At 70.2% G+C, this 11,513-nt stretch carries 16 protein-coding genes; 13 read left to right on the top strand and 3 right to left on the bottom strand.

Translation table 11 applies throughout. The features are described 5' to 3' along the window. Positions 1-161: 161 nt before the first annotated feature. Positions 162-389 carry an SHOCT domain-containing protein gene (locus tag ACIQF0_RS46680; RefSeq protein ID WP_401041365.1) on the bottom strand — a complete coding sequence of 76 codons (228 nt, stop codon included), beginning with the start codon at positions 387-389 and terminating at the stop codon, positions 162-164. A 118-nt stretch (positions 390-507) separates the two neighbouring features. On the opposite strand from ACIQF0_RS46680, the gene ACIQF0_RS46675 reads away from it, so the two are divergent. From ACIQF0_RS46675 to ACIQF0_RS46665, 3 genes are read left to right on the top strand one after another with little or no spacing between them, the layout of a single operon-like run. Beyond that, positions 508-1,200, top strand: coding sequence for a hypothetical protein (locus ACIQF0_RS46675; protein WP_401041363.1), 693 nt, complete (start codon positions 508-510; stop codon positions 1,198-1,200). A gap of 26 nt (positions 1,201-1,226) precedes the next feature. Next, positions 1,227-1,793, top strand: coding sequence for an HPP family protein (locus tag ACIQF0_RS46670; protein WP_401041361.1), 567 nt, complete (start codon positions 1,227-1,229; stop codon positions 1,791-1,793). After that, positions 1,790-2,665 (top strand): universal stress protein, encoded by an 876-nt coding sequence (locus ACIQF0_RS46665; RefSeq protein ID WP_401041359.1) that lies wholly within the window; start codon positions 1,790-1,792, stop codon positions 2,663-2,665. Before ACIQF0_RS46670 ends, ACIQF0_RS46665 begins: the two co-directional genes overlap by 4 nt. Here ACIQF0_RS46665 and ACIQF0_RS46660 read toward each other — a convergent pair. Then, the gene (locus ACIQF0_RS46660) at positions 2,662-3,087 is read right to left on the bottom strand and encodes a universal stress protein (RefSeq protein ID WP_401041358.1); all 426 of its coding nucleotides are present in this window, start codon (positions 3,085-3,087) and stop codon (positions 2,662-2,664) included. The two genes, ACIQF0_RS46665 and ACIQF0_RS46660, sit on opposite strands and share 4 nt — an antisense overlap. A gap of 147 nt (positions 3,088-3,234) precedes the next feature. Here ACIQF0_RS46660 and ACIQF0_RS46655 point away from each other — a divergent pair, with 147 nt between their 5' ends. From ACIQF0_RS46655 to ACIQF0_RS46620, 8 genes are all read left to right on the top strand, one after another. After that, positions 3,235-3,432: a DUF1918 domain-containing protein gene (locus tag ACIQF0_RS46655; protein ID WP_401041356.1), complete on the top strand. Its 198-nt coding sequence runs from the start codon at positions 3,235-3,237 to the stop codon at positions 3,430-3,432. Positions 3,433-3,435: 3 nt separating this feature from the next. Further along, positions 3,436-4,650, top strand: coding sequence for an MgtC/SapB family protein (locus tag ACIQF0_RS46650; RefSeq protein WP_401041354.1), 1,215 nt, complete (start codon positions 3,436-3,438; stop codon positions 4,648-4,650). Positions 4,651-4,727: 77 nt separating this feature from the next. Next, positions 4,728-5,231 carry a universal stress protein gene (locus ACIQF0_RS46645; RefSeq protein WP_401041353.1) on the top strand — a complete coding sequence of 168 codons (504 nt, stop codon included), beginning with the start codon at positions 4,728-4,730 and terminating at the stop codon, positions 5,229-5,231. Continuing rightward, complete coding sequence (locus ACIQF0_RS46640; RefSeq protein ID WP_401041352.1) at positions 5,228-7,807, top strand: GNAT family N-acetyltransferase; 2,580 nt, start codon at positions 5,228-5,230, stop codon at positions 7,805-7,807. The genes ACIQF0_RS46645 and ACIQF0_RS46640 overlap by 4 nt, the downstream gene beginning before the upstream one ends. 22 nt (positions 7,808-7,829) lie before the next feature. Further along, positions 7,830-8,282 (top strand): universal stress protein, encoded by a 453-nt coding sequence (locus ACIQF0_RS46635; RefSeq protein ID WP_401041350.1) that lies wholly within the window; start codon positions 7,830-7,832, stop codon positions 8,280-8,282. Then, positions 8,279-8,674, top strand: coding sequence for an HPP family protein (locus ACIQF0_RS46630; protein ID WP_401041348.1), 396 nt, complete (start codon positions 8,279-8,281; stop codon positions 8,672-8,674). Before ACIQF0_RS46635 ends, ACIQF0_RS46630 begins: the two co-directional genes overlap by 4 nt. Further along, positions 8,655-8,993 carry a cation-transporting P-type ATPase gene (locus tag ACIQF0_RS46625; RefSeq protein WP_401041347.1) on the top strand — a complete coding sequence of 113 codons (339 nt, stop codon included), beginning with the start codon at positions 8,655-8,657 and terminating at the stop codon, positions 8,991-8,993. Before ACIQF0_RS46630 ends, ACIQF0_RS46625 begins: the two co-directional genes overlap by 20 nt. 5 nt (positions 8,994-8,998) lie before the next feature. Then, positions 8,999-9,409, top strand: a complete 411-nt coding sequence (locus ACIQF0_RS46620) for a hypothetical protein (RefSeq protein WP_401041346.1) — start codon at positions 8,999-9,001, stop codon at positions 9,407-9,409. On the opposite strand, the gene ACIQF0_RS46615 is transcribed toward ACIQF0_RS46620, so the two are convergent. Then, entirely contained in the window at positions 9,388-9,783 is a 396-nt protein-coding gene (locus tag ACIQF0_RS46615; protein WP_401041345.1) for a hypothetical protein, read from the bottom strand. The genes ACIQF0_RS46620 and ACIQF0_RS46615 overlap by 22 nt on opposite strands. Positions 9,784-9,948: 165 nt before the next feature. On the opposite strand from ACIQF0_RS46615, the gene ACIQF0_RS46610 reads away from it, so the two are divergent. Together ACIQF0_RS46610 and ACIQF0_RS46605 are read left to right on the top strand one after the other, a co-directional pair. Further along, positions 9,949-10,542, top strand: a complete 594-nt coding sequence (locus tag ACIQF0_RS46610; RefSeq protein WP_401041343.1) for a hypothetical protein — start codon at positions 9,949-9,951, stop codon at positions 10,540-10,542. Beyond that, a complete protein-coding gene (locus tag ACIQF0_RS46605; protein ID WP_401041342.1) occupies positions 10,506-11,459 on the top strand; it encodes a universal stress protein in 954 nt (317 codons plus the stop codon). Before ACIQF0_RS46610 ends, ACIQF0_RS46605 begins: the two co-directional genes overlap by 37 nt. The last annotated feature ends 54 nt before the right edge of the window (positions 11,460-11,513 follow it).

Raw genomic sequence — 11,513 nt, 5'->3', positions numbered from 1 at the left:
CAGGTCGGGGGAGGCGCTGAGCAGCTCCCTGATGCCGACCCGGACGATCTCGTGGTCGTCCACCAGGAAGACTCGCGACACCACCGCAACCACCTCTCCTCGATCGTTCCTGGATCACGATCTCTCAGCAGACCACCGGCACACAGGGACCAAAGACCCTGTCACCGGGAATCGAGTGTCCTCCGCACCCGCTCGAACTCCTCTGCGTCGATGTCACCCTTGGCCAGCCGTTCCTCCAGTATGCGGTGCGCCGACCCCGCGTGTGGAACCTTGCGCAGCAGTACGACGACCAGTGCGACCACACCTCCCCAGAACAGCACCATGGTCAACGCCATCATCGCGAATCCGCCCCAGCCCATCGGGCTCCCGTAGTACCCGTACATCTTCATCGCCTCCAATGTGTCCAGGCTCTTCCGGTCGGACCGCTGTGCGGAGAGTCCAAGTGCCCGACCCCCGTGAGCAGGACCGCCCTGTCCACCCGACGGCTTGCGGCGGAATCGTCAAGACATGCGATGGAACCCAGCAGAGGCCGCGGAGATCGTCGAAACGGCGACCAACGCGCCCGTGTACAGCGCGGACCGGCCATGGGCCTTGGAGCTGCACGGCAGGTCGGTCTACCTCTTCGAAGCGGGCGGGCGCTCCGAGCACGACCCCCTCGGCTTCGACCGCATGCTCTCGTGCGGGGCGGCCCTGGAGCACGTCGTGCTCACCGTCCGGAACGCGGGCTGGCACCCGCACGTCGTGTTCCCGACCGACCGCGCCAGCCCAGACCTGCTCGCCGTCGTGCACGCGGACCGCCGCGAGCCACCGGACCCGCAGGACCTCGACCTGCACCGGGCGATCAGGATGGCCGACGCATCCGGTGGAGGCGACGCTCGCGCATTCGTACGGGCCAACCACTGGGCGGGCACGGAACTGCGCGCCCTGAACGACCACGAACTCGTCGTGCTGACCACCGACGACCGCCGTCCTGACCACGTCCGGGGTGGCGCGGCGCTGCAGGCCGCGATCCTGGCCGGCCGAAGCGCCGGTGTGGCGATCCGCCCAGTGGTGCACCTGGTCCACCGCAGCGCATGGAGGGCGGGCCTGATCGAACAGCACGAGTTCGCCGGTTTCCCACAGGCGCTGGCGATCGTCGGTGCCAAGGACCCGGTCGGCACGGGACCTACGACAGCGTCCACCGCACGCTCCGATTCCTAGCGTTGAAGCCGGAAGGGAGTTCGGCAATGCGAGCTCGCGACATCATGACCAGCCCGGCGATCACCGTCACACCGGTCGTACCGCTCAAAGGCGCGGCCGCGCTGATGGTCTCGCACGGGTTCACCGCGCTGCCCGTCGTCGACGACGACAAGCAGCTCATCGGCATCGTGACCGAGGCCGACCTGGTGCGCGGCGGATACCTGGAAGAAGGCGGCACGGTGGTCGCCGACGTGATGACCACTCCCGCCGTCGCGATGGATGCCGCCGCGCCGGCCGAGATGCTGGCCCGCGTCATGGTCGACGACCAACGGCGCTGCGTCCCGATCGTGGACGGCTCGGCGGTCATCGGCGTCGTCACGCGACGTGATCTGGTGCGCGCCATCGCCAGAACCGACACGACGGTGACGGCGGACGTCCAACGGGTGCTCGACGTTTACGGCGGCGGTCGCAAGTGGACGGTCACGGTCCGGGACGGTGAGGTCGTGATCGGCGCGGACACCACCGACGAGGACACCGAACGGGTCCTGACCGCGCTCGCCGACGCCGTGCCAGGAGTGCTGCACACTCGAATTCTCGTGGGAGGACAACGATGAAGGCCCCATCCGCCCCGATCGTGGTCGGCGTCGACGGCTCCGCCTCGGCGCTGTCCGCCGTCACCTGGGCCGCTCAGGAGAGCGCCCGCCACAAGGTGCCGCTGCGGCTCGTGCACGCCTACTCGTTGCCGACACGCGGCTACCCCGAGGTCATCCTCACCGGCAACGAGATCCGCGACGCGATCGAGCAACTGGGCCGCGACAAGCTGGACGAGGCCACCGCGGCCGCGCGGGCAGCCGCACCGGACGTCGAGGTCACGACGGGAATCGCCTGCTGCGGTGCGTCCGCGCTGCTGATCGAGGAGTCCAAGGCGGCACGACTGATCGTGGTCGGTTCACAGGGCCTCGGCACGGTGACGGGAATGGTCGTCGGCTCCTCGGCTTTGGCGCTCGCGGCGCACGGCAAGAGCCCGGTGGTCGTGGTGCGCGGCATCGCCGTGCCCGGCGGCCCGGTCGTCGTCGGGATCGACGGGTCCCCGACGAGCGAGGCCGCGCTCGCGTTCGCCTTCGAGACGGCCTCGATGCGCGACGCTTCGCTCACCGTGGTGATGTGCTGGCAGGACTTCATGATGGAGAGCGCCTACTCGGCGTCGAGGTTCACGGTCGACTGGGCCCAGGTGGAGGCCGACGAGCGCCAGTTGCTCGCGCAGCGGCTCGCCGGGTGGCAGGAGAAGTATCCGGACGTGCAGGTGCACCAGGTGGTCGTGCGCGACCGGCCAGTGCGCGCGTTGATGCGGTACGGGGCTGAGGCTCAGCTCGTGGTGGTGGGCAGCCACGGGCACGGCGGGTTCGCCGGCATGTTGCTCGGCTCGACGAGTCAGGCACTCGTCTACAACGCGCCGTGCCCGTTGGCGATCGTGCGGCCCGACTAGGCCGCGTTGCCGGCCGACTTCCCCTTCGTCTTGGCGATGAAGGGGATGTCGGCGAACTGCAGCTCGATGCCAAGGCCGCGCAGCTCGTGGCTCAGCCGCGATTCGGCGTGCTTCGAAGCCTCTGCCAGCTGGTCGGCCGCATCGCCCACGACGACGCACTCGGCAACGTCGGGCGGGTGGAGCATCGTGGCGCGCACCTGCTGGACGGTGTTGTGGAGCTCCCGCGCCGGGTGGCGTTGTGGCATCTCGCCGTACGGGTTGAGGCCCATCGGTACGGCCGGCACGACCACTGGCTCCTGCCGGTACGAGAACATCGCCTCCACCCTGGCGCCCCGGTGCGCCGCTTCCTCCATCGCCCACCGCAACGCCGCGCACGACTCCGTCGAGCCGTCGACGCCGACCAGGATCACGGGTGTCCTCATGACCGCTCCTCTCACTCGGAACCAGAGTGCGACGCGGCCCTCAGACGTCGGCAGGGACCAACGTCACGAGCCGGGCGAGCCCATCCGCACTGCTGGCCTGCACGCGCGAGGCGAACCCTCGATCGCACGGATCGGATGGAGGACGTGATGAAGGCGAAGACAGGCGACTGGCTGGTCGAACCCGATGGGCGGCGCGGGTTGATCGCGGACACCCGGCACGAGGACGGGAGTCCGCCGTACGTCGTGCGGTGGCTGGACACCGAGCACGAGGCCCTGGTGTTCCCCGGCCCGGACGCGCACGTCGTCTCGGCTGAGGACGAGGCCGCGCGCCTCAACGCGAGCTGAGCCATGGACACGGTTGTCGCACTCGGCCATCTCGCGACGGCGCTCGCGATCGGTCTGTTGCTCGGGGTGGAGCGCGAGCACGACAACGCGCACGACTCGACCCGGCCCGCCGGGTCGCGGACGTTCCCGCTGATCGCGCTCGCGGGAGCGGTGAGTGCGGCACTGTCGCCGGTCGCGCTGGGCGTCGCACTCGCCGCCGTTGCCGCGCTCGTCATCGCTTGGTACGTGCGCACCTCCGAACCCGGTGCCACGACGGAGATCGCGGCCATCGCGACGTTCCTGCTGGGCGCGCTGGCGTGGCAGCGGCCCGAACTCGCGGTCCCGGTCGGCGTTGCCGCGGCCGCGCTTCTGGCCGCCAAACGGCCGCTGCACCGGTTCGCGCGCAAGGTGGTGAGCGACCAGGACGTGCGTGACGCGATGATCCTGTTCGTCGTCGCGTTCGTGGTGCTGCCACTGCTTCCCAACCGGCCGCTCGGGCCTTACGGGGTGTTGAACCCAGCCCGCGTGTGGTGGCTGGTCATCGCGGTCACGGTCATCGGATGGGCCGGATACGTTGCCGCGCGGGCGTTCGGGGAACGCTGGGGCCTGCTGGTCACCGGGTTCGCCGGCGGTTTCGTGTCCGGGTCGGCCACGACTGCGGTGATGGCTCGCAAATACCGAACCGTTGGTGCTGCTGTGTTTCCCGGTGCGGTCGCGGTGAACCTCGCCACTCTCGCGCAGATCGTCGCGGTGACGGCGATCGCGAGCCCACCGGTCGCGCTGAGGCTGTTGCCCGCGATTGGAGCGGGAGCGGTGGTGCTGCTGGCCGAGGTGACGTGGCTCGTGTGGCGCACGAAACCCGCTGAACCCCAGAACGACGAACCTGTGGTGAGCAGGCCGATGTCGCTCAAAGCGGCCTTGTCGCTCGCCGCGGTCCTGGTGCTGTTCCTGGTCGTCACGCGCGCCGCGGCGGACTGGCTGGGCGGCGGGGGAGTCGTGGCCGCAGGGGCGCTGGGCGGGATGGCAGATGCGCACGCCGCAGCGATCGCGGCGGCTTCTCTTGCGCCGCAGTCCATATCGGTGCGCATCGCCGTGCTGGCGTGCGGCGCGGCCCTCGCCACGAACACCGTCGTGAAGCTCGTCCTGGCCACGGTCGCAGGTGGGCCGCGGTTCGCACTCCAGCTGGCCGCCTGGCTCGCACCCGTGGTCGTGGCGGTCGGGCTGGGCATGGCCTGGTAGGCCGGGGACGAAGGTCCCGGACGGCGCGGGACCGCGGGCACTCACCGGCGCCGGCGTGGGTCGGAAGGCTGAAGTGCATGAACGAGAAGGAATCCCGGCCCGTCGTGGTCGGCGTGGACGGATCCGCCGCCGCGCAGGCGGCACTGCGATGGGCCGTGGAGGACGCGCGGCGGCGTGGATGCCCGGTCGACGTGATCTCGGCGTGGCACCCGGACTACGGCGGGATGATCGGCCCGGTGCCGGCCGAGGTCATCATGGCGATGTCGCCGCAGGTCATGAAGGAGACGGCGCAGAAAGGCCTGGACGGCGCGGTCGAAGGGTTCGAGGGCGTGGAGATCCGCCGGATCTTGGTCGAGGGCGACCCCCGGGACGCGCTCGCCAAGGCCTCCGAGGACGCGGAACTGCTCGTGGTCGGCAACCGCGGCCACAGCACGATCGTCGAGGCGATCCTCGGCTCGGTCAGCGCCTACTGCGTGCACCACGCCGCGTGCCCGGTCGTCGTGATCCGCGCACCGAAGGTCGAGCAGGAGCACGCTCCCCTCGAAGCGGCACTGCCGCTGACTCCCGGACCGTTGCTGTGACCGCGCTGGCGCTGCTGACCGACGGTTCCGCGGTGACCGTGCGCGAGCTGGGGCCGGCGGACGTGTCCGCGCTGCTGGAGCTGCACCGGTCGCTGCCGGTCGAGGACAGGTATCTGAGGTTCTTCAGCACCTCACCGCACCAGCTTGAGGACTTCGTCGAACGGATGGTGTCGCCGGACGAGCCGACGCACGTGGTGCTGGGCGCGTTCCGCGGGGACCGGCTGCTCGGGGCCGCCAGTTACGTCGTCGTGCGGGAGACCGACTTCGCCGAGGTCGCGCTCGTCGTGTCGCACGTCGAACAGGCCCACGGCCTCGGCACGTTGCTGCTGGAACACCTCGCCTCCCTGGCGAGGTCGAGGGGCGTTCGCCGGTTCACCGCCGAGGTGCTGACGATCAACGGCCGCATGCTCCGCGTCTTCACCGACATGGGCTTCGTCGTCGGCATCGTGCCTGACCGCGAGGTCATGTACGTCGAACTCGTCCTGCAGCCCGATGACCGGTACCTCGACGCCGTGAGCGCACGGGAGTCGGTCGCCGACGTCGCGAGCCTGTCCCACGTGCTGCGGCCGGGCTCGGTCGCCGTGGTCGGTGCGGGCCGGTCGGAGACTTCCGTCGGGCACGCGGTGCTGCGCAACCTGGTGGACGGCGGCTTCACCGGTGACCTCTACGCGGTGAACCCGCACGCGAAGTCGGTCGCGGGAGTCGACTGCTACGCCTCGATCGAGGAACTGCCCGAGGCGCCGGAACTCGCTGTGCTGTGCGTGCCCGCGAAGGCGGTGCCCACGGTCGCCGAGGAGTGCGGACGTCGTGGGGTGCGTGCCTTGGTCGTCATCTCGTCGGGCGTCGAACCCACCGCCCTGCGGAACGCCGTCAGCGCGCACGGCATGCGCCTGGTCGGCCCCAACTGTCTCGGTGTGTCGACGAGTTCGAACGCGGTGCGGATGAACGCCACCTTCTCCGCGCACGCCACTCTCGCCGGTGACATCGGACTGGTCACCCAGTCCGGCGGCATCGCGATCGGCGTGCAGGAGGAGCTGCGGCGACTGGGCCTCGGCCTGTCGACCCTGGTCTCCACCGGGGACAAGCTCGACATCAGCAGCAACGACCTGTTGATGTGGTGGGACCAGGACGCCGACACCCGGTTCGTCGTGCTCTACCTCGAGTCCTTCGGCAACCCGCGCAAGTTCTCCCGGCTGGCCCGCCAGGTCTCCCGGAGCAAGCCGGTGCTCGCCATCCGCGCCGCCACCAGTGAGGCCGGTCAGCGCGCCGCCGCCTCTCACACGGCCTCGACCGCGACGCCGTCGGTCATCAGGGACGCGTTGTTCCGCCAGGCCGGGGTGATCGCGGTGGACAGCGTGCCGGAGCTCACCGACGTGCTGATGGCGCTGAGCTGGCAACCGTTGCCGCGGGGCAGATCGGTAGCCGTCCTGAGCAACGCGGGCGGTCTCGGCGTGCTGGCGGCGGACGCCTGCGTCAGGGAAGGCCTGCGCATGGCGGAACTGTCCGTGGACACCGTGAAGGCGCTGAGCGAACTGCTGCCCGTCACGGCGAGCAGCTGCAACCCCGTGGACACCACCGCTGTGGTCGACGGGCAGAACTTCGCCCGCTGCCTCGACCTCATCGCGGCCGACCCGGCTGTGGACGCGGTGATCACCGTGGGCGTCCCGACCGCGCTCGGCGACCCGACCGAGGGCGTGCACCGCTGGGACGGCAAACCGGTCCTCGCCGTGCGGACCGGCCAGACGGAACGCCTGCCGGACGAGGTGCCCTGCTACGCCGAACCGGCACGTGCCGCGGCAGCACTCGCCCGCCTGGTGGAACGCGCGGAATGGCTCGCCCGGCCCGCCGAGTTCCTCGGCCTGGACAGGGTCGACCTGGACACGGCGCGCGGTGTCGTGGCTCGCCGGGCTGATGGCTGGCTCAGCCCGGACGAGGTCGTGGTGCTGCTCAAGGCGTTCGGGCTGCCCGTTCTCGGCGGGACGCTGGTCACGACGGAGGATCACGCGATCGCCGCCCAGTTGGCCTACGACGCGCCGGTGGCGCTCAAGGCGGTCGCCGACGACCTGCTGCACAAGAGCAAGGCCGGCGGCGTGGAGCTCGGAATCGGTGACGGCCCTGCCGTCGCGGAAGCCTTCCGCGCGTTCCGGGACCGCTTCGGCGACACGTTGCGCGGGGTGTTCGTCCAGCCCATGGCGGCCGGCGGACGAGAACTGCTGGTGGGCATCGCGACCGACGAGAAGTTCGGACCGCTCGTGGTCACCGGGCTCGGCGGCGTGGACACCGACGTGATCGACGACCGGGCCGCCGCGCTCGCTCCACTGTCCACAACGGACGCCGACGACCTCGTGCACGGATTCCGCGCCGCGGGACGGGTACTGGCCGAAAAGGACGCGGTGGCCGTGCGTGAAGTCCTGCTGCGCGTGGCGGAACTCGCCACGGCGCTGCCGGAGGTCGTCGAGCTCGACATCAACCCGCTCGTGGTGACGGAGACCGGATGTCTGGTCGTGGACGCACGGGTGCGAGTCGCACCCGTGCACCAGGCCGACCCGTTCCTGCGCCAGTTGCGGACCAGCTGACAACACGACGAGGAGAGAACCGATGAGCACGTCACAACCGATCGTGGTGGGCATCGACGGCACGCCCGCCTCGGACCGCGCGCTGGAGTGGGCGCTGACCGAGGCGACGGTGCGCGGCTGCCCCTTGCACGTCGTCAACGCCTGGCAGTACGAGGCCCTGGTGGACTGGACCGAGACGTCGGCCCAGCGGGAGACCGCGGCGTCCGAGCAGCTGGTCGAGCAGGCGCTGCAGCGGGCGACGCGGGGCGGCATCGAGCAGCCGGAGATCGTGCGGCGCAGCCTGCGCGGGGACGCCGCCGAGGTGCTGGAGTCGGCGTCGGAGGGCGCCTCGATGCTCGTCGTCGCCTCGCACACCGACCACCGGATCCGGCAGGCGGTGCTGGGTTCGACCAGCATGCACGTCGTGCGGCACGCGCACGCCCCGATCGTCGTCATCCCGGTGACCGATCGCGAGCACGCCGAGGCCACGTCGTGAAGACGAGAGAACTGCTGGCACCGCTGCTCGTGACTGTGGGGCCGCGTGACTTCGCCCGTCACGCCGAGGGCCTGATGGACGACTTCGGGCTCGCCATGCTGCCTGTCGTGGACCGCGGGTTCTTCTGCGGCGTGGTCACCAAGGCCGGTTGCCGGCGGAGCGAGGACGAGGCGCCCAAGGTCGAGCGTGTGATGTCACAGCCGGTGCTGACGGTCGGGCCGGAGTTCGACGTGGCGACGCTGTTCGAGGCGATGACCCGCTACGAGGTGCTCTGCGTGCCGGTGCTCGACGACGGCCAGGTGATCGGCATGGTGAACCGGCTGGACGTGCTGCGGGCGATCAGCCACGACGACCCGCACCTGCGAGTGGGCCATGCCGCTGAGCACTGCTGACCGCGAGGACGTTGTCCACCACGGTCTGCCGGTGGCCGAGGTCGTCCTGATCGCGGAGACCGACGAGGCCGCCGGCCTGTCCACCGCCCAGTGGCGGGACCGGCTGGCCGCGCTCGGGCCGAACGAGCTGGCCGCCGTGCGCGGGCAGAGCTGGGTGGTGCGGCTGCTCGGACAGCTGCGCCACCCGCTCATCTACGTGCTGCTGGTGGCCGCGGGCATCACCGCTGCACTCGGCGAGATCGTGTTCGCCGTCGTCGTGGTCCACGCCGTCGCCGGGCTCACCAGGAGGCACGTGCCGAACGGGCGTTGGATGCCTTGACGGCGATGGTGCGCACCGAGGTGACCGTCGTGCGTGACGGTCTCACCGCACGGGTCCCGTCGGCAGAGCTCGTGCCGGGCGACCTGGTCGTGCTGGAGGCGGGCGACCAGGTCGGCGCGGATCTGCGGCTCGTCACCACGAAGGAGTTGCGCGTCAAGGAGCCGGACTACTCCCGCGCCAAGTACGAGGTGATGGTCCACACCGACGTCGCCGAATCACCCTGGTACGCCGTCGAAGGCGACGACAAGCGACGGGCGCGGATCAACATGATCGCCCACCTGCTCAGCACGATCGACTACCACGAGGTCACCGCGCCGAAGATCAAGCTGCCCGCGCGGCCACCGTCCAGCGGCCACCAGCGCACGGCCCGCGCTCTGCAGCGGGAAGTGCCGGATCACGCCGCCAAGCTCGTCTGAACATCGGAGAAGAAGCCCCTCGCCGCGGCCAAGCTCGCTCGGCATGAGCGGACGATCTGCTGCGTGGCGGACGTGCGGGGCGTCCGATGGCACGACTCGCACCGCACCAGAACGTCACCGGTCAGCTCGTCGACGCCGACGGAGGCCGTCGAGGAGCAGTCGCGGCACCAGCGGTGTCCGGTGACTTTGATGACGTGGTCTGCGGAGTGCACGCAGTGGTGCAGCCATCGGCGGTGCAGGCGGCACGAGACCCGCTCCAGCGGGTTGAGGCCGAGCTCCTCCGCCGCGTCTTCCTCGGCGAGCACCACAGCGAGCCTGCGGTCCTTCATGTCCGCGTAAGGCTGGTGGTCGACGACGAGAAGTGGCGTGGTCATGGCGGGCTCCTGGGTTCCGGCGTGGCTCCAGGCTGCGCCGAGACGCATTTCACGAACACCGCACCGAGGCTTCGTTTCGACGAGACCAGGGGCTCATCGGTGACGAGACCAAGGTCCCTGGGGGCGGCCGCCCGCACCCGGAATTCTTGTCGGTGGAGGTGGACCATGACCGCGAACGCAGTGTCCAGACTGGTCCGGAGTGCCTTTCCCGGACGCAACCCGCTCGCCACGTTCGGCGACCGGATCGAGGGTGCGGTGCTCGCGCTGGGGGTCGTGGTGACGCTGCTCGCCGTCCCGGTGGCCGGAGCAGTCGGGTCGGAGATGTATGCGACGCATGAGTCGCGCGTCGTGGCTGAGCAGAAGAGCCGGTTGCAGGTGAACGCGGCGCTCACAGAGGACGTGCCGTCGATGGACGGTGCCGCCGGCAGCGAGACGCTCATCGAGACCACCGACGCCGTTGCGACCTGGCGCATGCCTGACGGCCTTGAACGCCACGGCGTCGTTCGAGCGCCCTACGGCGCCGAGGCGGGCACGACTCTGCGAATCTGGGTCGATCTCAGCGGCGAGCCGACCGAGCCTCCCATGACGAACCAGGGAGCCGCGTTCAACGCGATCTTCAGCGCGGTGCTGCTGTGGGGACTGATCGCGGGTGCGATGGCCCTGTTGTTCGGGCTGGTGAGGTTCGCGTGCATGAGGGTTCGCCTGCGGTGGTGGCAGCTCGAGTGGGAGCTGACCGCGCCGGACTGGACCGGGCGTTGAGGCGGTTCACCGTTCCTTTTGGACGTTCGAACGTCGTTGTGGCCGGTGTGGACGGATCCGAGTCCGCGCTGCGTGCGGTCCGATGGGCGGCTGAGGAGGCCGTCCGGCAGGGCGCGGAACTGCGACTCGTTCATGCGGAGCTCCCGCTTCCCGCCGGCGTGCCGGACCTTCGTGGTTCGGCGCGTCGTGCGTTGCACGACGAGTCGACAGGATGGATGCACGACGCTGTCGTGACCGCGAAGGAGATCGCGCCTCGTCTCGAAATCCAGGCGCGCGTCGAAGTGAACACGGCTGCCCGCTTCCTGGAACAGGAGTCCGAGACGGTCTCACTCGTCGCGGTCGGACCGCGTGGGATCGGTGGGTTCAGCGGCCTGCGGCTCGGCTCGGTCGCCGTCGCGCTGTCGGAGCGTTCGAGGTGCCCGGTCGCCATCGTGAAGGGCGAGCAGCCCGTTCCTGACGCACCGGTGGTCGTCGGTGTGCATGGCACTCCGGCGAACTGGTTCGTGGTTGACCGGGCGTTCGACGAAGCCGCGGTGCGCGGCACGTCGCTCGTGGCCGTTCATGCCTGGATCCCGCCGCTGGGAACCGAGGAGGTCGCTGCGGCAGTGGGGATCGGGTGGTCCGAGCTCGACGCCGCCCGTGCGTCGGTGGTGGCACAGCGACTCGCCTCGTGCGCCGACCGCCACCCCGATGTTCCCGTCGAGCGTCACGTGGTGCACGGATCTCCTGCCCACCAGCTCGTGAAGTTCGCTGAGCACGCCGCGCTGCTCGTCGTCGGCTCGTACGGTGACGACAGGCTTGGCGGAACGGGCCTGGGATCGACGAGTCACGCGGTCGTCCAGCACGCGCCGTCCTCCGTGCTGCTCATACGGCCTGGGCTTGCCGGGCAGATCGAGAATGCCGGCCGGACTGCCTGATTCCGTGCAACGGAAGAGGGGCAGGACGCCACGGCGTCCTGCCCCTCTTCCGGA

Origin of the sequence: Lentzea sp. NPDC092896 (genome assembly GCF_044754905.1) — a bacterium.
GTDB lineage: Bacteria > Actinomycetota > Actinomycetes > Mycobacteriales > Pseudonocardiaceae > Lentzea.
The sequence above is the reverse complement of the archived record's forward strand: the minus strand, read 5'-3'. Positions and strand labels throughout refer to the sequence as shown.

Excerpts from the sequence above, each read along its gene's own strand:
- ACIQF0_RS46645 (WP_401041353.1), top strand. The coding sequence starts at position 4,728 with ATGAACGAGAAGGAATCCCGGCCCGTCGTGGTCGGCGTGGACGGATCC.
- ACIQF0_RS46625 (WP_401041347.1), top strand. The coding sequence starts at position 8,655 with ATGCCGCTGAGCACTGCTGACCGCGAGGACGTTGTCCACCACGGTCTG.
- ACIQF0_RS46680 (WP_401041365.1), bottom strand. The coding sequence starts at position 389 with ATGAAGATGTACGGGTACTACGGGAGCCCGATGGGCTGGGGCGGATTC.
- ACIQF0_RS46610 (WP_401041343.1), top strand. The coding sequence starts at position 9,949 with ATGACCGCGAACGCAGTGTCCAGACTGGTCCGGAGTGCCTTTCCCGGA.
- ACIQF0_RS46665 (WP_401041359.1), top strand. The coding sequence starts at position 1,790 with ATGAAGGCCCCATCCGCCCCGATCGTGGTCGGCGTCGACGGCTCCGCC.
- ACIQF0_RS46675 (WP_401041363.1), top strand. The coding sequence starts at position 508 with ATGCGATGGAACCCAGCAGAGGCCGCGGAGATCGTCGAAACGGCGACC.
- ACIQF0_RS46660 (WP_401041358.1), bottom strand. The coding sequence starts at position 3,087 with ATGAGGACACCCGTGATCCTGGTCGGCGTCGACGGCTCGACGGAGTCG.
- ACIQF0_RS46655 (WP_401041356.1), top strand. The coding sequence starts at position 3,235 with ATGAAGGCGAAGACAGGCGACTGGCTGGTCGAACCCGATGGGCGGCGC.
- ACIQF0_RS46670 (WP_401041361.1), top strand. The coding sequence starts at position 1,227 with ATGCGAGCTCGCGACATCATGACCAGCCCGGCGATCACCGTCACACCG.
- ACIQF0_RS46615 (WP_401041345.1), bottom strand. The coding sequence starts at position 9,783 with ATGACCACGCCACTTCTCGTCGTCGACCACCAGCCTTACGCGGACATG.
- ACIQF0_RS46650 (WP_401041354.1), top strand. The coding sequence starts at position 3,436 with ATGGACACGGTTGTCGCACTCGGCCATCTCGCGACGGCGCTCGCGATC.
- ACIQF0_RS46635 (WP_401041350.1), top strand. The coding sequence starts at position 7,830 with ATGAGCACGTCACAACCGATCGTGGTGGGCATCGACGGCACGCCCGCC.
- ACIQF0_RS46620 (WP_401041346.1), top strand. The coding sequence starts at position 8,999 with ATGGTGCGCACCGAGGTGACCGTCGTGCGTGACGGTCTCACCGCACGG.